The 20,890-nt window shown below is 70.5% G+C and carries 14 protein-coding genes; 6 read left to right on the forward strand and 8 right to left on the reverse strand.

What is annotated here, in order from left to right; translation table 11 throughout:
- Positions 1–148: 148 nt before the first annotated feature.
- Both ACLQ23_RS13320 and nrdR read right to left on the reverse strand, forming a co-directional pair.
- Positions 149–3,034, reverse strand: coding sequence for a vitamin B12-dependent ribonucleotide reductase (locus ACLQ23_RS13320; protein ID WP_053657533.1), 2,886 nt, complete (start codon positions 3,032–3,034; stop codon positions 149–151).
- Positions 3,035–3,093: 59 nt separating this feature from the next.
- Positions 3,094–3,597 (reverse strand): transcriptional regulator NrdR, encoded by a 504-nt coding sequence (nrdR, locus tag ACLQ23_RS13325; RefSeq protein ID WP_053657503.1) that lies wholly within the window; start codon positions 3,595–3,597, stop codon positions 3,094–3,096.
- A 604-nt stretch (positions 3,598–4,201) separates the two neighbouring features.
- Between nrdR and lexA the strand changes: the two genes are divergently transcribed.
- A complete protein-coding gene (gene lexA / locus ACLQ23_RS13330) occupies positions 4,202–4,987 on the forward strand; it encodes a transcriptional repressor LexA (RefSeq protein ID WP_167945379.1) in 786 nt (261 codons plus the stop codon).
- Between the two features lie 133 nt (positions 4,988–5,120).
- Here the strand turns inward: lexA and ACLQ23_RS13335 are convergent, their stop codons facing one another.
- Entirely contained in the window at positions 5,121–6,926 is a 1,806-nt protein-coding gene (locus tag ACLQ23_RS13335) for a hypothetical protein (RefSeq protein WP_167945380.1), read from the reverse strand.
- A 50-nt stretch (positions 6,927–6,976) separates the two neighbouring features.
- Positions 6,977–8,431, reverse strand: a complete 1,455-nt coding sequence (gene hflX, locus ACLQ23_RS13340; protein WP_053657510.1) for a GTPase HflX — start codon at positions 8,429–8,431, stop codon at positions 6,977–6,979.
- A 184-nt stretch (positions 8,432–8,615) separates the two neighbouring features.
- Here hflX and ACLQ23_RS13345 point away from each other — a divergent pair, with 184 nt between their 5' ends.
- A complete protein-coding gene (locus tag ACLQ23_RS13345; protein ID WP_053657512.1) occupies positions 8,616–10,082 on the forward strand; it encodes an NAD-dependent malic enzyme in 1,467 nt (488 codons plus the stop codon).
- A 259-nt stretch (positions 10,083–10,341) separates the two neighbouring features.
- Here the strand turns inward: ACLQ23_RS13345 and dapF are convergent, their stop codons facing one another.
- The 3 genes from dapF to ACLQ23_RS13360 are packed head-to-tail and all read right to left on the reverse strand — an operon-like array spanning position 10,342 to position 12,870.
- Entirely contained in the window at positions 10,342–11,193 is an 852-nt protein-coding gene (gene dapF, locus ACLQ23_RS13350) for a diaminopimelate epimerase (RefSeq protein ID WP_053656295.1), read from the reverse strand.
- A 7-nt stretch (positions 11,194–11,200) separates the two neighbouring features.
- The gene (gene miaA, locus ACLQ23_RS13355; protein ID WP_053656403.1) at positions 11,201–12,112 is read right to left on the reverse strand and encodes a tRNA (adenosine(37)-N6)-dimethylallyltransferase MiaA; all 912 of its coding nucleotides are present in this window, start codon (positions 12,110–12,112) and stop codon (positions 11,201–11,203) included.
- 8 nt (positions 12,113–12,120) lie between these two features.
- On the reverse strand, positions 12,121–12,870 hold the full coding sequence (locus ACLQ23_RS13360; protein ID WP_425880704.1) for a class III extradiol dioxygenase subunit B-like domain-containing protein: 750 nt from the start codon (positions 12,868–12,870) through the stop codon (positions 12,121–12,123).
- Between the two features lie 201 nt (positions 12,871–13,071).
- Here ACLQ23_RS13360 and ACLQ23_RS13365 point away from each other — a divergent pair, with 201 nt between their 5' ends.
- From ACLQ23_RS13365 to ACLQ23_RS13375, 3 genes are all read left to right on the forward strand, one after another.
- Positions 13,072–14,280, forward strand: a complete 1,209-nt coding sequence (locus ACLQ23_RS13365) for a DUF349 domain-containing protein (protein ID WP_053656298.1) — start codon at positions 13,072–13,074, stop codon at positions 14,278–14,280.
- Positions 14,281–14,819: 539 nt separating this feature from the next.
- Positions 14,820–16,439, forward strand: coding sequence for a cellulase family glycosylhydrolase (locus ACLQ23_RS13370; RefSeq protein WP_355633163.1), 1,620 nt, complete (start codon positions 14,820–14,822; stop codon positions 16,437–16,439).
- A 315-nt stretch (positions 16,440–16,754) separates the two neighbouring features.
- Positions 16,755–18,155, forward strand: coding sequence for a cellulose binding domain-containing protein (locus ACLQ23_RS13375; RefSeq protein ID WP_355596943.1), 1,401 nt, complete (start codon positions 16,755–16,757; stop codon positions 18,153–18,155).
- Between the two features lie 67 nt (positions 18,156–18,222).
- On the opposite strand, the gene miaB is transcribed toward ACLQ23_RS13375, so the two are convergent.
- Positions 18,223–19,716: a tRNA (N6-isopentenyl adenosine(37)-C2)-methylthiotransferase MiaB gene (gene miaB / locus ACLQ23_RS13380; protein WP_355596945.1), complete on the reverse strand. Its 1,494-nt coding sequence runs from the start codon at positions 19,714–19,716 to the stop codon at positions 18,223–18,225.
- A gap of 221 nt (positions 19,717–19,937) precedes the next feature.
- Between miaB and ACLQ23_RS13385 the strand changes: the two genes are divergently transcribed.
- A complete protein-coding gene (locus ACLQ23_RS13385) occupies positions 19,938–20,846 on the forward strand; it encodes an alpha/beta fold hydrolase (protein WP_355596947.1) in 909 nt (302 codons plus the stop codon).
- The last annotated feature ends 44 nt before the right edge of the window (positions 20,847–20,890 follow it).

The raw sequence follows: 20,890 nt of genomic DNA on the forward strand, positions 1-20,890 counted from the left end.
CGAAGCACCGACACGCGAGACTCGGTGAGAATGCACGCTCATAGCCGCTGGCCGGGCGCCCACCTCTGCACGCTCCCAGGGCTGGAAGAGCCTGGAAACGGCGCTGCCCCGACCTCGCAGGAGGCCGGGGCAGCACTGATCGCGTACGTCAGCTGCAGCCGCTGGTGGAGCCGCAGCCCTCGCAGACGTAGCAGCTACCGGCGGGGCGCATCTTCGTACCGCAGGTGAAGCACAGCGGTGCGTCGGCGGCCTTGCCGATGACGGCCTCCAGCAGTTCGGTGCTGGAACCCACGCTCGGCGCCGGCTTGGCGGCGGCCACGTCGGCCATCTCCTGGGCCGGCTGGGCGACGGCCTCCGGCTTGGCCGGAGCCTCCACCGGCGCGGACGATGCCATCGCGGTGAGCTCAGCCCCGGTGACCCCTGCGGATTCCGCGTCGGCTTCGGCCCGCAGCTGGGCGGCCCGCTCGCTGGCGGTGAAGATGCCCAGCTCGGCGCGGCGCTCGTACGGCAGGAAGTCCAGTGCGAGGCGACGGAAGATGTAGTCCATCACCGACGCCGCCATGCGCACGTCCGGGTCGTCGGTCATGCCGGCCGGCTCGAAGCGCATGTTCGTGAACTTGCTGACGAACGTCTCCAGCGGCACGCCGTACTGGAGGCCGATGCTGATGGCCACCGAGAACGCGTCCATCACGCCGGCCAGGGTCGAGCCCTGCTTGGACATCTTGAGGAAGACCTCGCCGAGGCCGTCGTCCGGGTAGGACGACGCGGTGAGGTAACCCTCGGCGCCACCGACGGAGAAGCTGACCGTCTCGGACGGGCGCTTCTTGGGCAGGCGCTTGCGCACCGGGCGGTACTCGACGACCTTCTCCACAGCGGCCGGTGCGGCCTCGACGGCGGCCGGCTCGGTGGCCTTGTTGTTCTTCGCCACCGAGAGCGGCTGGCCGACCTTGCAGTTGTCGCGGTAGATCGCCAGCGCCTTGAGGCCGAGCTTCCAGCCCTCGAAGTAGATCTTCTCGACGTCCTCGACGGTGGCCGCCTCCGGCATGTTTACCGTCTTGGAGATGGCGCCGGAGACGAACGGCTGGATCGCCGCCATCATCCGCACGTGGCCCATCGGAGCGATGGACCGCTCCCCCATCGCGCAGTCGAACACCGCGTAGTGCTCCGGCTTGAGGCCGGGGGCGTCCACCACGTGGCCGTTGTCGGCGATGTGCTCGACGATCGCCTCGACCTGCTCCTCGGGGTAGCCGAGGCTGCGCAGCGCGCGCGGGACCGTCTGGTTGACGATCTGCATCGAGCCGCCGCCGACAAGCTTCTTGAACTTGACGAGCGCCAGGTCCGGCTCCACACCGGTCGTGTCGCAGTCCATCATGAAGCCGATGGTGCCGGTCGGCGCGAGGACGCTGGCCTGCGAGTTACGCCAGCCGTTGCGGTCACCGATCTTGTTGCCCTGGGTCCACTGCTTGGTCGCCTCGCGGACGATAGCGGTGGCCACCGGGCTGGTGGGCTTGATCTCGTCGTTCGCGGCGGCGTGCTTGCGCATGACCCGCTTGTGCGGCTCGGCGTTGCGGGCGTAGCCGTCGTACGGGCCGACGACGCCGGCCAGCTCGGCCGAGCGGCGGTACGCGGTGCCGGTCATCAGCGAGGTGATCGCCGCGGCGACCGAGCGACCCTGGTCCGAGTCGTACGGCTGGCCGGTGGCCATCAGCAGCGCGCCCAGGTTGGCGTAGCCGATGCCCAGCTGCCGGTAGGCGCGGGAGGTCTCGCCGATCTTCTCGGTCGGGAAGTCGGCGAAGCAGATCGAGATGTCCATCGCGGTGATGACGAACTCGACGGACTTGACGAACTTCTCCACCTCGAAGCCACCGTCGGCGCGGAGGAACTTCATCAGGTTGAGCGAGGCGAGGTTGCACGAGGAGTTGTCCAGGTGCAGGTACTCCGAGCACGGGTTCGACGCGGTGATCCGGCCGGTCTCCGGGCAGGTGTGCCAGTCGTTGATCGTGTCGTCGTACTGCAGGCCCGGGTCGGCGCACTCCCACGCGGCCTGGGAGATGGTGCGGAACAGCTTCTTGGCGTCGATGGTGTCGATCACCGAGCCGTCCAGCCGGCCGCGCAGGTCGAAGCCGCCGCCGTTCTGCACGGCCGTCATGAACTCGTCGGAGACCCGCACCGAGTTGTTGGCGTTCTGGTACTGCACGCTCACGATGTCGGAGCCGCCGAGGTCCATGTCGAAGCCGGCGTCCCGCAGCGCGCGGATCTTGTCCTCCTCGCGCGCCTTCGTGATCACGAACTCCTCGATGTCCGGGTGGTCCACGTCGAGGATGACCATCTTGGCCGCCCGCCGGGTCGCGCCGCCGGACTTGATGGTGCCTGCGGACGCGTCAGCGCCGCGCATGAAGCTGACCGGGCCGGAGGCGGTGCCACCGGAGGAGAGCAGCTCACGGGACGAGCGGATCCGCGACAGGTTGACGCCGGAACCGGAGCCGCCCTTGAAGATCAACCCCTCTTCCTTGTACCAGTCGAGGATGGAATCCATCGAGTCGTCCACGGCGAGGATGAAGCACGCGCTGACCTGCTGCGGCGACGGCGTACCGACGTTGAACCAGACCGGCGAGTTGAAGCTGAACACCTGGTTCAGCAGCATCCAGGTCAGCTCGTGGGCGAAGACCTCGGCGTCGGCGGGGCTGGCGAAGTAGCCGTACTCCTCACCGGCGGTGCGGTAGGTGGTGACCACCCGGTCGATCAGCTGCTTGAGCGACCACTCGCGCTCCGGGGTCCCCACCGCGCCCCGGAAGTACTTCGTGGTCACGATGTTCGCCGCGTTGACGCTCCACGACTCCGGGAACTCCACGCCGCGCTGCTCGAAGTTGATCGAGCCGTCCCGCCAGTTCGTCATCACGACGTCGCGACGCTCCCAGGCGACCTCGTCGTACGGGTGGACCCCCTCGGTCGTCCACACCCGCTCGATCTTCAGCCCCGCGCTCGCGCCGGCCTTGCTACGTGACCTGCTTGTCGTCACACCATCCCCCGACATCTCATCCGCCCCCTCGTCCGCGCGGCCACGCCGCGCGTCCACCTGTCAGAACACAAACCTCAGTTGGTACGGCCGGCGGTCCCCGCCGCCCCGGCCTCCGCCGCGCCCGCACGGGCGCGGGCGGCGGCGCGCAATGTCTCGATCTCCTGCTCGAAGTCGGCAAGCGAGTCGAAGGACCGGTAGACGCTGGCGAACCGCAGGTACGCCACCTCGTCCAGGTCCCGCAGGGGGCCCAGGATGGCCAACCCCACATCGTGGCTGGGGATCTCGGCCGCACCCTTGGCCCGCACGGTCTCCTCGACCTTCTGGGCCAGCAACGCGATCGAGTCCTCGTCGACCGGCCGGCCCTGGCACGCCTTGCGCACCCCGCCGATGATCTTCGTCCGGCTGAACGGCTCGGTCACCCCGCTGCGCTTGACGACAGCGAGGACCGCCTCCTCGACCGTGGTGAACCGCTTGCCGCACTCGGGGCAGGACCGCCGCCGCCGGATGAGCTGGCCGTCGTCGGCCTCCCGCGAGTCGACCACCCGGGAGTCGGCGTGTCGGCAGTACGGACACCGCATCGCCTACCTCCTAATCATGATCAACCACGGCGTAGCGGGCACTTCCGGGCACGACTCGACCCGGCGGTGCCAGCTGGAGCTGACGCCGGCCGTGGTCGGCGCTGCGGGAGTGCGGTCGGTAGTCGAACCCAACCTGTGGGCAACTCACGCCCGTGTCACTACTACATCTAGGGGTCGACCGTATGTCGCTGGCGTACTCGGGTCAAGTTGACCGGCGTGTCCGGCGCGTCACGGACCATCCGGTCATCCGCACCCACCGCCCCCGCCGGAAGACCCAACGCCGCGACCCCGACCCGGTTACCGGCCAGCCGGCTGAAGTCGCCCGGAAAACGGTCGCCGTTCGAACATCCGTGCTACCCGACGTACCATTTATCAGAACATCCGTACGACCGGAGTGGTTTTTCACCCCGACACGCCGGTGAGAGGTCGTACAGATGTTTGAAAATGACCGATCTCACCTATACGGTCAGGAACAGCCGGACGCGTTGGATCTTCAGCACCCGGCGCACGGCATTCGAGCACGAGCGTTCGAGCACCACTGTTAGAGCACCCCGCACGCACCACGAGCCGACGAGGCACCCAGCGCCGACCAGGGAGGACGGACGTGACCGAGGACCGGGCAAGCCGGCCGAAGAGCCCGCAGCAGATCACCGAGGCGGGCCCGCCGGCCACCCGACGCCGCAGCGCCGCGCGCAGCCGGACGGGTCAGCCCGCCGTGCGCCCGGTCACGCCGGTGGTCAGCGCCTTTCCCGACCCCGCGACGGTCGACCTGACCGCCCGCCAGCGTCGCATCCTGGAGTTCATCCGCACCTGGGTGGAGCACCACGGCTACCCGCCCAGCGTTCGCGAGATCGGCGAGGCGGTCGGCCTGGTGTCGCCGTCCAGCGTCGCCTACCAGCTCAAGGAACTGGAGAAGAAGGGCTTCCTGCGCCGCGACCCCAACCGGCCGCGCGCGGTGGACGTCCGGGCCCCCAGCGAGGCCATCGACGACGAGTTGTCCCGCGCCCAACGGCCGACACCGGCGTACGTGCCGATGCTCGGACGGATCGCCGCCGGTGGGCCGATCCTCGCCGAACAGGCCGTGGAGGACATCTTCCCCCTCCCCCGCGAGTTGGTGGGTGAGGGCGAGGTCTTCATGCTCCAGGTCAAGGGCGACTCGATGCTCGACGCGGCGATCTGCGACGGCGACTGGGTGGTCGTCCGGCAGCAGCCGACCGCCGACTCCGGCGAGATCGTGGCCGCCATGCTCGACGGCGAGGCGACCGTCAAGACCTACCGGCGGCGCGACGGCCACGTCTGGCTGATGCCGCAGAACCCAGCCTTCGACCCGATCCCCGGTGACGATGCCACCATCATGGGCCGGGTCGTGGCGGTGCTACGCCGGATCTGACCGGCCCGCGGGTGAGTGCCCCACGGCGCTCACCCGCGACGGTTCGCGCGTCGCGTCACGGTCGAGCGCACGCGTTGCCCCTCGACCGAGCACCATCTTGCGACCGTTCGCGCGTCGCGCAGGCTCCGAGCCGTCAGTAGCGGTCGCCTCGGTGGGGGCCACGCCGGCCGCCCGGATGCTGCCCGTACGGGTCGATGGGCGCCTCGTCGTCGCGCCTGCGGGCGGGCCGCTGACCCCGATAGTCCGGCTGCTCCTGCCCGCCACGCCGCGGAGGCTCCGCACGACCACCGCCGGGCTGACCGCCCCGACCGCCACTGGGCTGACTGCCACCACGGCCACCGCCAGGCTGGCCACCACCCCTGCCGCCACTGGGCTGACCGCCACCTCGACCGCTGCCCGGCTGGCCAGCACCTCGGCCACCGCCGGGTTGACTGCCGCCCCGGCCACCGCCGGGCTGGCCGCCGCCAGCGCCGTAGACACCGCCGCCGGGCCGACCGCCGCCACCCGGAGGACGACCGCCGCCGCCGTAGACACCGCCACCACCGGCACCACCGCCAGCGGCACCGCCGCCCGGTCGAGGAGCACCGTAGCCGCCGTTGTCGGCCGCTGCGGGACGCCCACCGCCGTACACCGCTCCGGCCGCCGGCGCCGCCCCACCACGGGCCGCTCCGGCCCCGTAGACCGCGCCGCCCGCCGGTGCGCCGCCGCCGTAGACGCCGCCCCGACGCTCGTCGCCTGCCGGACGACCGTCGCCGTCGCCGCGCCCCGGAACCGGGTCGAGGGGGTCGCCGTCCGGATCCGATTTTTCGGACCCGGCGGCCAGCGGCCGGCGGCGGGCCCGCACGATGCCGAAGATGCCCGCGCCGACAAGCAGCAGGCCGACAAGCCCGACGGCGCCGACCAGGTAGGTGATCTCGTCGAGGCTCAGCCCGTCGAACCAGGACTGCGAGGCCGCGGGCTTCGCGGCACCGGCCGCCGCCAGCGGCGCAGCCGTCGAGGTGGACGGCGTGTAGGCGAGAATGTCGACCGGGTCGTCCTCGCTGAACTGACCGCCGTCGGAGACGGTGAGGAAGCTCTTGCCGTCCGGGGAGTAACTGATCGCCTCGCCGAACGGATCGGCCAGCGGAGTCACCCGCGGCTTTCCGGTCGTGACCGCGCCGACGATGTCACCGCCGGACACGTCGTACTCGAAGGCATCGGCATACGTCCGCAGGACGACCTTGGTGCCGTCCGGGGAGCGGGCCGCGCCGGTGATCGCGACCCGGCCGAACGTGTTGAGCGGGTTGTCGGTCTCCGTCGCGGGCAGTGCGATCTCGCCGGCCTTGCGCATCGGCACCGGCTCGGTGTCACCGGTCTTCAGGGCCGCCGCGGGGGTGTAGATCTCGGCTTTGCCCTTTGTCACCTTGGTGATGATCAGCGGTTTGCCGTCGTCGCCGATGAGGAGGGCCTCGGCGTCGTGCGGCTTGCCCTCCGGGTACGAGAGTCGGTGCAACACGGGCTGCTTGGCGCCGGTGACAGGCATCGACCAGAGCGCCACCCGCTTACGGCGTTCCTTCGCGGTGATGTTGTCGCCGGTGTCGGCGATCCAGAGGGTCTTACCGTCCGGGGAGAGCGCCAGGTCCTCGGTGTCGAAGGGGCCAGCGCCGGAATACTGGACGGGCTCCTTCGCAATCTTGCACTTGCTGTCGAGGAAGAAGACCCGCTTACGCGCCGCGATCTCGGTGCTGTCGTTGATGACGATGTAGCCGGACTTGGTCGCCACCAGCCCGGACAACTCCCGCAGCCGCTCGTCTGTGACCGTGCACCGCTTCTTACCGGGAGTGACGGCGGGCGGCTCGGACTGCCCGGGTGCGGGAGCAGCAACGGCCACTCCGGCAAGCGCCACGGTTGCCCCGAGCAGGCCGAGGGCAACCGTGGCCGAGGAAACGACGCGGCGCATTCGGCCAGTGTCGCATGCCGAGCGTTTCCGGTGGATGACGCCGGGATCGGTCAGGGCAGGCTGACGGCAGCCTGCCCCTGCCTCTCGACGTCGAACGGCGCCAGCTCGGCGGCGAGCGCCGCGCTGACCCGTACGTGCAGCAACGTGCCCTCCGCCAGGTGCGAGGTGCTGAGCACCTCACCGCTCCGGTGCACCCGTGACACCAGGTCACCCCTGTCGTACGGCAGGATCGCCCGGACCTCCACGGCAGGCTGCGGCAACCGCGCCTCGATGGCCTCACGCAGGCCGTCGATGCCCCGCCCGGAGTACGCCGACACGAAGATCGCGTCCGGCCAGAGCCGCTTGAGTCGCAGGAGCGTGTCCTCGTCGGCCGCGTCGGTCTTGTTGACCACCAGCAGCTCGGGGAGCCGGTCCGCGCCCACCTCGGCGAGCACCTCGTGGACCGCCCGCACCTGCTCCTCAGGATCCGGGTGGGTGCCGTCGACGACGTGCACCACCAGATCCGCTTCCGCGACCTCCTCCAGCGTCGAGCGGAACGCCTCGACGATCTGGTGCGGCAGGTGGCGTACGAAGCCGACGGTGTCGGAGAGCGTGTAGAGCCGCCCGTCGGAGGCGGTGGCCTTACGGGTGGTCGGGTCCAGCGTGGCGAAGAGGGCGTTCTCCACCAGAACGCCCGCGCCGGTGAGCCGGTTGAGCAGGCTGGACTTGCCGGCGTTGGTGTAGCCGGCGATGGCCACCGCGGGGATCGCGTTGCGGGAACGGCGGGAGCGCTTGGTCACGCGTACCGTCTTCATGCTCTTGATCTCGCGGCGCAGCCGGGAGATGCGGTGGCGGATGCGTCGCCGGTCGGTTTCCAGCTTGGTCTCACCGGGACCACGCACGCCCACGCCGCCGCCGGCGCCGCCGCCGCGACCGGACCCACCGGTCTGCCGGGACAACGTCTCACCCCAACCACGCAGCCGGGGCAGCAGGTATTGGAGCTGGGCCAGCTCGACCTGCGCCTTACCTTCCTTGCTCTTGGCGTGCTGGGCGAAGATGTCCAGGATCAGCGCCGTCCGGTCGACAACCTTGACCTTGGTGCGCTGCTCCAGGTTGCGCAGCTGCGACGGGGACAACTCACCGTCACAGATGACAGTGTCGGCGCCCGTGGAGAGCACCACAGCGCTGAGATCGTCGACCTTGCCGCGACCGATGTAGGTGGCCGGGTCGGGCCGTGAGCGGCGCTGGATCAGCCCCTCGAGCACCTGCGAGCCCGCCGTCTCGGCAAGCGCGGCCAGCTCGGTCAGGGAATTTTCCGCATCGGTCACCGTGCCCTCGGTCCAGACGCCCACCAGGACGACCCGCTCCAGCCGCAGCTGCCGGTATTCCACCTCGGTGACGTCGGTGAGCTCGGTAGACAGGCCCGGGACGCGTCGGAGGGACTGCCGCTCCGACAGCTCCATCTCACCGGTGGTGACGTCGTCGAACTCGTCCTCGACGCCGACGAAGGTCTCCTGGTCTCGCAAGCGGTTCTCCTGTCCGATTTGATAAGTAGAACGTAATCCTGACATGAGACAACGCCCAATGCACCTGCTATATGCCCGTGCTGAAGCTCGCCAAAAGTGGGGGCGAATGCCAGAGTGCCCCGCCAACCCGGTAGAAATGCGGGGCGACGGTCGACCGGCCGTACAGCCGTGACGGAGGGATCCCGTGGCCATCACCCGACTGCCGAGCGCCGGATTTTCGATCACCATCCGGATCGCCGTGACCGCGGACGCCTCCTCGATCGGCCGGCTCACCACCTCGGTCGGCGAGGCCGGGGCGATCGTCACGGCTCTGGACGTGGTGGACTCGGACCCGACCCACGTGATCGTCGACCTCACCTGCGACACCGCCGACGCCAAACACGCCGACCAGGTGGTCGACGCGCTCAGGACGCTGGACGGCGTGGACGTGCGCAAGGTGTCCGACCGGACGTTCCTGCTTCACCTCGGCGGCAAGATCGAAGTCACCTCGAAGGTCGCGCTGCGCAACCGCGACGAGCTGTCCCGGGCGTACACCCCTGGGGTTGCCCGGGTCTGCATGGCGATCGCCGAGAACCCGGCGGACGCACGGCGGCTGACGATCAAGCGCAACACCGTCGCGGTCGTCAGTGACGGTTCGGCGGTGCTGGGCCTGGGCAACCTCGGCCCGGCCGCGTCGCTGCCGGTGATGGAGGGCAAGGCCGCGCTGTTCAAGCGCTTCGGCGGGGTGGATGCCTGGCCGGTGGTGCTGGACACCCAGGACACCGACGAGATCGTGGCCATCGTCAAGGCGATCGCGCCCGCGTACGGCGGGATCAACCTGGAGGACATCGCCGCGCCGCGCTGCTTCGAGATCGAGGCCCGGCTGCGCGAGGCGCTGGACATTCCGGTCTTCCACGACGACCAGCACGGCACCGCAATCTGCGTGCTGGCCGCGCTGACCAACGCCCTGCGCGTCGTGGGCAAGCAGCTCGCGGACGTCCGGGTCGTGGTCTCCGGGGCCGGCGCGGCCGGCACCGCCATCATGAAGCTGCTGCTGCGCCAGGGCGTCGGCGACATCATCGCGTACGACCGGGACGGCGCTCTGCACCGAGGGCTGACCGGGCTCAACCCGGCCTGGCAGTGGCTGGCGGACAACACCAACAAGGAGAACTACGCAGGCGACCTGCCCGGCGCGATCCGGGGCGCGGACGTCTTCATCGGGGTCAGCGCGCCGAACCTGCTCACCGGCGACGACGTCGCGCAGATGGCCAAGGACTCGATCGTCTTCGCGCTTGCCAACCCGGACCCGGAGGTCGACCCCCGGGAGGCACGCAAGCACGCCGCGGTGGTCGCCACCGGCCGCTCCGACCAGCCGAACCAGATCAACAACGTGCTCGCCTTCCCCGGCGTGTTCCGCGGCATGCTCGACGCGCACGCCGAGGAGTTCACCGAGGAGATGGCGATCGCCGCCGCCCAGGCCATCGCCGACGTGGTCGGTGAAGAGAAGATCAACCCGACGGTGATCGTGCCGAGCGTCTTCGACGCTCGGGTCGCCCCGGCGGTCGCCGCCGCCGTTCGTGCTGCCGCGAACAACCCCAGCCCGCTCCCCGCCGCCGACCCCGGCCCCGCCGACCTTCCGGAGATCGCGGCCAACGCCAGCGCCACCCCCTGAGCGGTGGATGTAGCGCCGCCTGTGGTCGGCGCGGCGACGACAACCGTGCCGGGTGGTCGTCGCGCGTCCTTTGCTCTGCTTCAACCACCGCAACGGCCGGTGTCCGACTATCGGACGCCGGCCGTTGCGTCCGTTGAAGCAGCGCAAAGGGGGCACGGTGAACCTCCGGGGAAGCCGACGCGCGCCGGGCCGACCGCAGCTAGGCAGCGGGCCGACCACAGCAGGCAGCGGCCGACGGACCGTCCGCGGCAGCGCGGAGTCAGGCAGCGGCCAGGAGCGCGCCCAGGTCGACCTCGCCCGTGGCCACCAGCAACGCCGGACCGGACAGCCAGCAGGAATCCTCCGTGACGGTGACCGTGACCCGGCCACCGGGGACGTCGACGGCGACCACTCCGGTGCCCCGGCCCGCGTCACGCAGGGCCACGGCGGCCACCGCGCACGCGCCGGTGCCGCAGGAGAGCGTCTCCGCGCTGCCGCGCTCGTACACCCGCATGAGGGTGTGCTCGTCGACGCCGTCGACCGGCTCGCCGGCCACGATGAACTCCACGTTGACCCCGGCCGGGAAGACAGCCGGGTCGAAACCGGGCGCGGTCGTGAGGTCCAGCGCGCCCAACTCAAGGTCGGCCGGCAGGACGCAGACCAGGTGCGGGTTGCCGACGTCCACTGCCGTGCCGGGCAGCGTCCGGCCGCCGAGGGTGGCGGTGGAGTCGTCGTACAGCCGGGGGCGGCGCATCTCGACGGCGACCGTGTCCCCCTCGATCAGCGCGCGCACCACGCCGGCCCGGGTGGCCACCGGCAACGCCTCGCCGGTCGGAGTCACAAGCCCGTTGTCGACCAGGTAACGGACGAACACCCGCGAACCATTGCCGCACATCTCGGCGAACGAGCCGTCGGCGTTCCAGTAGTCCATGAACCACTCGGCCTCGCCGGCCTGCCCGGCGCCGTCCGGATGCTTGGCGGCCCGGACCACCCGCAGCACCCCGTCCGCGCCGATGCCCCGCCGCCGGTCGCAGAGCGCCGCGACCAGCCCTGGAGTCAGGTCGAGCTGACCGTCCGGGTCGGGGAGGAGGACGAAGTCGTTGCCGGTGCCGTGGCCCTTGGTGAACTGCACACACCCATCATCGCGCAGCGGCGGGCAGCACACCCAGGGCGGCCTCGATCACGTCCGACCTCGAGGAATCCAGCCACTGGACCCGCGGGTCGCGCCGGAACCAGGAACGCTGGCGGCGGACGAAGCGGCGGGTGGCCCGCACCGTCTCGTCGTGCGCCTGCGCCTCGGTCAGCTCACCTGCGAACAACCGCAACACCTGCTGATAGCCGAGCGCCCGGCTGGCCGTACGCCCCTCGGCAAGCCCTCGACCCAGCAACTCCCGGGTCTCGGCCACCAGGCCATCTGCCCACATCCGGTCCACCCGCGTGGCGATCCGCTCGTCCAGCAGACCGGTGTCCAGGTCGACCCCGATCTGCACCGACCTGTAGTACGGCGTCGGCTCCGGCAGCGACGCCGCAAACGGCGCACCCGTCAACTCGATCACCTCCAGCGCCCTGACGATCCGGCGACCGTTGCCGGGCAGGATCCCCTCGGCGGCGGCCGGGTCGACGGCGCGCAGCCGCGCGTACAGCGGTGCCGGGCCAGCCTCGGCCAACTCCCGTTCCAGCCGTTCGCGCAGCGCCGCGTCGGTGCCGGGGAACTCGAAACGCTCCAGCACGGCCCGCACGTACAGCCCTGAGCCGCCGACCAGCAGCGGCACCCGCCCTCGGGCCAGGATGTCGTCCACCGCCGCGCGGGCCAACCGCTGGTATTCCGCGACACTGGCCGGCTCGGTGACCTCCCAGATGTCGAGCAGGTGGTGCGGCACCCCGTCCTGCTCGGCGGGAGTCAGCTTCGCGGTGCCGATGTCCATGCCCCGGTAGAGCTGCATCGAGTCCGCATTGACCACCTCACCGCCCAGGGCGTGCGCCAACGCGATGCTGAGCGCCGACTTGCCCGCCGCGGTCGGCCCGACCACCGCCACGACCGTGCCGGCCATGCCGCCGCTCACACCTGCTCCCAGGACGCCACGAAGTAGGCCACGCCGTAGGGCGCCGCCTCGTACAGCAGCTCCCCCCGCCACCCGCCCGCCGGCCGGGCGGCCTCGGCGAGCACCTGCCAGGGCGCCCAGCCAACGACCTTGAGCTGCGCCGACAACCCCGGGTCGAGGCCACGCAGACCGTCCAGGTCCGCCCCGGCCAGGGCCGTCGCGACCCGCTTGTCGTACGCGAGGGCACGTGGATCGTCGTACCCGGGGGATTTCTCGCCGCGGCAGGCTGACCCGTCGCCGAGCACCAGCAGCGCGACCCGGTCACCGGCGGCGGCGACGTCCTCGGCGAGCGCGGCCAGCTCGGCCGGAGCGGCGTCGGCGGTCACCTGCACCGCTGTCACCCGCGCGCCGGCCGGCAGTGACGCGGCGTGGTGGTTCAGCTGTGACGCGGCGTGCTGGTTCAGTAGCCACGCGCCGATGGTCAGGCTCAGCGGCAGCACCGCGCCCCGGTCCGGCTGACCGGGGACCAGCGGCACGTCCAGATCGACACCCCAGGGCTGGAGCGACCCGGTGGCCGGAGGCCGGATCGGACCCGACGCCGGGCCGGCGCCGAGCAGCACCACAGTGTCCGGGTTCGCGGCCACCAGTCGGCGTACGGCGGTCTCGCAGGCCGCCCGCAGGTCGTCCAACTCCGGCGCGGCGGCACCGGCCACCTCGGGCACGAGCAGGGGCGGATGGGGGCAGACGGCAGCGGCGACCAGTGGCACCTGTTCACCGTAGCGGGAATCACCGGTGCGTCTCCGCGCCGATCCGGTCAATCGGGCCCTAGGACACCGTATGGTCACGGTCGGCGATAGGCGCTCGACGCGGACCGGGTCGGACCTGTGACAATGCCGGAAGTAACTTGGCTGCGCCGTGGCGGCGACGGGGGACGATTCTCCCGGCGCCGGGAGAACGAGGATGGGCACATGAGCGACTGGACTGCCTTCGGACGGGTGGACGCGGACGGCACCGTTTACGTCAAGACCACCGAGGGCGAGCGGGTGGTCGGTTCCTGGCAGGCGGGAGCACCAGAGGAGGGCCTGGCGCACTTCGCACGGCGCTTCGCCGACCTTGTCACCGAAGTGGACCTGACTGAGGCACGGCTCAACTCGGGCGCGGCGGACGCCGGGCACTCGTTGAGCACGATCCGGCGGATCCGCGCCACGCTGCCCGAGGCCCACGTGGTCGGCGACATCGACGCCCTCGCCGCGCGGCTGGACAAGCTGGCCACCCTCGCCGAGGAGAAGGCGGCCGAGGCCCGTGCCGCCCGGGACGCCGCTCGCGGTGAGGCCCTGGCCCGCAAGACCGCGCTGGTCGAGGAGGCCGAGAAGCTGGCCGCCGAGTCCACCGGTTGGAAGACCGCCGGGGACCGGCTCAAGGAGATCCTCGACGAGTGGAAGACCATCCGCGGGGTCGACAAGAAGGCCGACGGCGAGCTGTGGAAGCGCTTCGCCGCCGCCCGGGACGGTTTCACCAGGCGTCGGGGCGCACACTTCGCCACCCTTGACGCGCAGCGCAAGCAGGCGCAGACCGTCAAGGAAGAGCTGGTCGCCGAGGCCGAGAAGCTCAAGGACTCCACCGAGTGGGTGGCCACGGCCAACCAGCTCAAGGAACTGATGACGCAGTGGAAGGCCGCGCCGCGTGCCTCGAAGGAGTCCGAGCAGAAGCTCTGGGAACGGTTCCGGGCCGCGCAGGACGCCTTCTTCAGCCGGCGCAGCGAGGTCTTCTCCGCCCGGGACAACGAGCAGCGCGGCAACCTGGAACGGAAGCAGGCCCTGCTCGCCGAGGCCGAGGCACTCGACATCGACGGTGACCCGAAGGGCGCCCAGGCCAAGCTGCGGGAGATCCAGGCACAGTGGCACGAGGCCGGTCGGGTGCCCCGCGAAGCCGCCGCCGGGCTGGAGCGCCGACTGCGCGCCATCGACGACAAGGTCCGCGAGGTGATGGACTCGGCGTGGCGCCGCACCACCAAGGAGGACAACCCGCTGCTCGCCCAGATGCGTGCCCAGGTGGCCGAGGCCGAGGAGCGGCTGGCCCGCGCGCAGAGCGCCGGTGATACCCGCCGGATCAAGGAGGCCGAGCAGGCCCTCGCGTCCAAGCGGCAGTTCCTCCAGCTCGCCGAGCAGGCCGGCTGACCTGAAGCGTTCCGGGAGCCCCCGACCCTTGACTGGGTCGGGGGCTCCCGCATGTCAGCGCCCCGCGCCCCGCGCCCCGCGCCCCGCGCCCCGCGCCCCGCGCCCCGCGCCCCGCGCCCCGCGCCCCGCGCCCCGCGCCAAGATCAACACAACTTCAGGGAAGTTGCTGCCTCCGACGCGCGGGAAGCAGCAATATCCACGATGTTGTGTGGATCTTGCCGGGAGGCGGGAGGCGGGAGGCGGGAGCGGGAGCGGGAGGCGGGAGGCGGGAGCGGGAGGTGGGAGGTGGGCGTCCCGGTTGACGCATTGAGCTGCGCTGATGAGAATGAGCGGCGGAGCCAGGTTGGGCCACCGGCACGAGGGCAACGACGGCGGGACACCGCCGTCACGGGTCGCCGGTGTGTTGTCGCGAGTGTCCCCGTCCGCGTGACATGGACCGTCGCGCACTGTCCGCGTACCCAAAGGGAGCGTGACGTGCCGACGGCCGCCCGCCCGCGCGGCCTCCCTGGCCAGCGTCGGGCCTCCGAAGTGGAGCTCGAATGTTCCGTCCCAAAGCTCTCGGCGGTGCGCTGACCGCGCTCGCCACCGCCGCGGCCGGCGTCTTCATCGCCGCCGCGGTCAGCACAAGCCCGGCCGTTGCCGCTGGCACGGGTACCGGCTACCTGCACACCAACGGCAACAAGATCGTGGACAGCACCGGCACCACGGTCCGGTTGACAGGCATCAACTGGTTCGGCATGGAGACCGACAACAAGACCTTCCACGGGCTGTGGTCGAACAACCCGTGGCGGGGGCAGCTCGACAAGATGGCAAGCCTTGGCTACAACACGTTGCGTGTGCCGTACTCGAATGACGCGCTGAAGCCGGGCGCGACCGCCAGCGGGATCAACGACTTCGTGAACCCGGACCTGGTCGGGCTGTCACCGTTGCAGATCCTGGACAAGGTGATCGACTACGCCGGCAGCAAGGGGATGCGGATCATCCTGGACCGGCACCGGCCGACGGCCGCCGGGCAGTCGCCGCTGTGGTACACGTCGACGGTCTCCGAGGCGACCTGGATCAACGACTGGAAGATGCTGGCCCAGCGGTACGCGGGCAACCCCACGGTGATCGGCGCGGACCTGCACAACGAGCCGCACGCCGAGGGCACCAACCCGGCGGCCACCGGCGCGTGCTGGGGCTGCGGCGACACCACCCGGGACTGGCGGCTGGCCGCCGAACGGGCCGGCAACGCCATCCTCGGTGTCCAGCCCAACTGGTTGATCTTCGTGGAGGGGGTGAGCTGCCCCAGCGGTGGCCTCTCCAACGTGTGGGACAACGACCCGAGCAACGACGAGGACTGCGGCTGGTGGGGTGGCAACCTGTCGAAGGCCGGCGAGTTCCCGGTACGGCTGAACGTGGCGAACCGGCTGGTCTACTCGCCGCACGAGTACGCCACGAGCGTCTACGAGCAGGAGTGGTTCAAGGCCGCCGACTATCCGGCCAACCTGCCGGCCATCTGGGACAAGTACTGGGGTTACCTGCACAAGCAGAACATCGCGCCAATCATGATGGGCGAGTTCGGCAGCACCCTTGCCGACCCGCGGGACAAGGTGTGGCTGGAGAAGCTGATGGCGTACACCGGCACGGGGGTGAACGGCATGTCCTTCACCTACTGGTCGTGGAACCCCAACTCAGGTGACACCGGCGGCATCGCGTTGGACGACTGGACGAACATCAACACCGCCAAGCAGGCGATCCTCCAGCCGTACCTGATCGCGCCGTCCGGCGGCGGTTCCAGTCCGACGCCGACCGCCACGCCCACGGCCACGCCCACGGCCACGCCCACCGGCGGCCCCACCAACCCGCCGACCGGTGCCTGCACGGCCACCTACCGGCAGGTCAACGCCTGGCAGGGCGGCTTCCAGGGCGAGTTGACCGTGAAGAACACCGGCTCCGCGGCGGTGAATCCGTGGTCGGTCACCTGGAGTTGGCCGTCCGGCGTGACCTTGGGCAGTGGATGGAACGCCACCGTCACGCAGGCCGGTACGACGGTCACGGCCGCCGCGCCAAGCCACGCGCCGTCCCTGGCGGCGGGGGCATCGGTCACCGTGGGCTTCACCGCCAACGGTACGGCCAGCGCCCCGGCGACCGTGAGGCTCAACGGCGTCAGCTGCTGAGCCACCGAGAGGCCGGCGCCCACGCCGAGGGCGCCGGCCACCTCGGGTCCGCTTCGAGCGCCGACAACCCGTGATCGACCACCGGTGGCCGGATCCCCCTCCGCGGAGCGACGCACCCCGGCCGCACGGAGCATTTACATCCAGTTCCTTCTATGTTTCCATCGGGAAAGCGCTTGCCTTTCGATGCGGGCGGCGCGAGCGCGGGAGCCGCTCTCCGCACCGAACCGCACCGGCGAACACGGGACCTCCGAGCCACCTCGCCGCCCACGGGCATGGGCGTCGCGACGGCCGTCCGCCTCATCGAGAGGAAGCAGCATGCGCACACCACAGCGTCGGTTGACGCTGATCGCCACCACCGCCGCAGCCACCGCCACCCTGCTCACCGCAGGCCTCCTGACCGCCGTCTCAGCACAGGCCGCCGCCGGCTGCCAGGTCGCCTACTCCGTCGCCAGTCAGTGGCCGGGCGGGTTCACCGGCAACGTCACTGTCACCAACCTCGGCGATCCCGTCTCGGGGTGGACATTGCGCTGGTCGTACGCGGCCGGCCAACAGGTCAGCCAGGCGTGGGGCGCCACCGTCTCGCAGAGCGGCAGCCAGGTCTCGGCGACGAACGTCGACTACAACGGCGCCCTGGCCACGAACGGCAGCGCCTCGTTCGGCTTCAACGCGAGCTGGAACAACTCAAGCAACCCGCTGCCGACCAGCTTCACCCTCAACAACGTGGCCTGCACCGGCGGCACCACACCGACCACACCCACCAACCCGTCGCCCACCACGCCGGCGCCGAGCAACCCGTCGCCCAGCACGCCTGCGCCGAGCAACCCGCTGCCCAGCGACCCGGTGCCCAGCATTCCGCCGCAGACCGGGCTGGTCGGTTGGGCCACCCAGAACGGCGGCACCACCGGCGGCGGCGGTGCTCCGACGACCACTGTCACCAACGCCTCGGCCCTGACCAGCGCGTTGAACGCCACCGGCTCCGCGGTTATCCGGGTGTCCGGGACGATCTCCTGCTCGGGCATGCTGCGGGTCCGGTCCAACAAGACCATCCTCGGCAACTCCGGCGCGACAATCGCCGGCTGCGGGCTCAACATCAGCGGCGACCGCAACGTCATCATCCGGAACCTGACCTTCCGGGACTGGAACGACGACGCCATCAACGTGCAGGAGTCGGCAACGAACATCTGGATCGACCACAACAGCTTCAGCAACGGGTACGACGGCGCTGTCGACATCAAGCGCGGCTCCGACTTCGTGACCGTGTCGTGGAACCGGGTCTTCAACCACGACAAGACAATGCTGCTCGGCCACAGCGACGACAACGGCGGCCAGGACATCGGTCACCTGCGGGTCAGCTACCACCACAACTGGTTCGACGGCAGCAACCAGCGCAACCCCCGGGTGCGCTTCGGCAACCCGGTGCACGTGTTCAACAACTACTACCGGGCCAACGGCGGCTACGGTGTGGCGTCCACCGAGAATGCCGGCGTGCTCGTCGAGGGCAACTACTTCGAGAACGTCCGCGACACGTACCACCTCGGTGAGGGCGACTCCGGGCCGGGCCGCATCGTCGCCCGCAACAACCACTTCGTCAACTCGCCCACCGGGCAGGCCGGCGGCAGCGTCGCCAGCATCCCGTACTCCTACCAACTGGACACGGCGAGCAACGTCAAGTCCATCGTGACCGCCGGCGCCGGCGCCGGACGGATCACTGTCTGAGCGACGCTTGTGTGCAAGGAAGGGCCCCCTATTAACGCCTGACGTTAATAGGGGGCCCTTCCTTGCACTAGTGGGCGGCGCAGCCTGCGGCGGGCGCGGGCGCGACCGGCGGTGCGCCGAGCGTCGGCAGGCCGAGCAACACCCCGGGGGTACGCGGGGAGCGTCCCGCCTCGGCGGCGTCGCCGGCCCGGGTCCGCCGGTGCGCCACCGGCGCTCCGTCAGCGTTGAGGTGGTGCGGCGCGGCGTACGTGATCGTGGTGTGCACGATGTCCCCCGGCCGGATCTGGCCGGCGAGCGACTCCCCGCCGGGAGCTTCGGTCGCGAAGTGCACGAGCCGACCGTCGCGCGCCCGACCGGACATCCGACCCGTCCGCTCGTCCTTGCGACCCTCGCCGACCGCGACGAGCACCTCGACGGTCTCCCCCACCAGGCGCTTGTTCTCCGCCCAGGTGATCTCTTCCACTGTGGCGATCAGCCGCTCGTAGCGCTCCTGCACCACCTGCTTGGGCAGTTGGCCGTCCATCGTGGCGGCGGGGGTGCCGGGGCGCTTCGAATACTGGAAGGTGAAGGCCGACGAGAACCGGGCCTCACGCACCACGTCCAGGGTGCGCTGGAAGTCGGCCTCGGTCTCGCCCGGGAACCCGACGATGATGTCGGTGGTGATCGCCGCGTCCGGCATCGCCTCCCGGACCTTCTCGATGATCCCCAGGTAGCGCTCCGAGCGGTACGACCGGCGCATCGCGCGCAGCACGTCGTCGGAGCCGGACTGCAACGGCATGTGCAGCGAGTGGCAGACGTTCGGCGTCTCGGCCATCGCCGCGATCACGTCGTCGGTGAAATCCTTCGGGTGCGGGCTGGTGAACCGGACCCGCTCCAGCCCGTCGATGTCGCCGCAGGCGCGCAGCAGCTTGCCGAAGGCGTACCGGTCGCCGAACTCGACGCCGTAGGAGTTGACGTTCTGCCCGAGCAGTGTCACCTCCAGCACGCCCTCGTCGACCAAGGCACGTACCTCGGAGAGGATGTCGCCGGGGCGGCGGTCCTTCTCCTTGCCGCGCAGAGAGGGCACGATGCAGAACGTGCAGGTGTTGTTGCAGCCCACCGAAATCGAAACCCAGCCGGCGTACGTCGACTCGCGGCGCGTGGGCAGCGTGGAGGGGAAGATGTCGAGGGATTCGAGGATCTCCACCTCGGCGGCGGCGTTGTGCCGGGCCCGCTCCAGCAGCACCGGCAGAGACCCGATGTTGTGGGTGCCGAACACGACGTCCACCCAGGGCGCCTTGCGGACGATCTCGCCCCGGTCCTTCTGGGCCAGGCAGCCACCGACGGCGATCTGCATGCCGGGGTGCTTGTCCTTCACGGGGCGCAGATGACCGAGGTTGCCGTAGAGGCGGTTGTCGGCGTTCTCCCGCACCGCGCAGGTGTTGAAGACGACGACGTCTGGCGTGTCGTCGGCTTGGGGCGCACGCACGTAACCGGCCTGTTCGAGCAGGCCGGAGATGCGCTCGGAGTCGTGCACGTTCATCTGGCAGCCGTACGTGACGACGTTGTAGGTCCTAGCCACCCTGTTGGCGCCCCTTTCCCCTCGGGCTACCAGGGTAGCGGCCCTCTCTTCGGGCACGGCGACGCATTGACCCGGTGGGCCCATAGCGGGCATCCGCGGCGGGCAGTACGCTGCACACAAGAATGTGTTCTGGGCGATTTCGGGGGCTTTGCACTCGGTGCCGACGATGCGCGGCTCCGTACACGGGGGGGGAGCACATGACGACCCGCGGGAGGCCAACCGTGACGCGACAAGGTGCGGCACAGCGCACCGTCACCACCCCGGACGGGCGGGACCTCGCGGTGGAGACCTCCGGCGCTCCGGACGGACCAGTGGTTTTCCTGCTGCATGGCACGCCGGGCAGTCGTAGCGGTCCCCGGCCCCGGGGAATCGTCGTCTACCGCCTCGGCGTGCACCTCGTCTGCTACGACCGGCCCGGCTACGGCGACTCCGATCGGCACGAGGGCCGGCGGGTGGCCGACGCCGCAGCCGACGTGGCTGCGATCGCCGACGACCTCGGCGTCGAGCGGTTCGCTGTGGTGGGCCGATCCGGCGGCGGACCACACGCGCTTGCGTGCGCGGCGCTCCTGCCGGACCGCGTCACCCGGGCCGCCGTTCTGGTGGGGCTCGCCCCGGCCGGCGCACCTGACCTGGACTGGTACGCGGGGATGGCCGAGACGAACGTGGAGGATTTCGGGCGGGCCGACGAGGACCTGACCGAACTCACGCTCAACCTGAAGGTCCGGGCGGACGAAGCCCGCCGGGATCCGATGACGCTCCTGGAGTTCCTCCGCCCTCAGTTACCCGAGGCGGACATCCGGGTCGTCGAGGACATCGCGATCCGCCGGCTGCTGACCGACATGTATTCCGAAGCGCTGCGACACGGCCCCGAGGGCTGGATCGACGACGTGCTGGCGATACGGCGGGCGTGGGGGTTCGACCTGCGGGCCATCCGGGCGGAGGTCCTGCTCTGGCATGGCGAGCAGGACCGCTTCAGCCCGGTGGAACACTCCCACTGGCTCGCGTCCCGGATCCCACGTGCCCGGGTCGAGGTGCAGCCGGGCGCCGCGCATTTCGGTGCGGTGGAGATCCTGCCGCAGACCCTGACCTGGCTGGCAACACCGGACCTCGCGACCAGCCCGCGGCTCTGACCCAGAGGCAGCACGGTAAGCAGGGCGGACCGGCCACCTGCCGG

This window comes from Micromonospora sp. DT41, from assembly GCF_049841715.1.
GTDB classification, from domain to species: Bacteria; Actinomycetota; Actinomycetes; order Mycobacteriales; family Micromonosporaceae; genus Micromonospora; species Micromonospora profundi.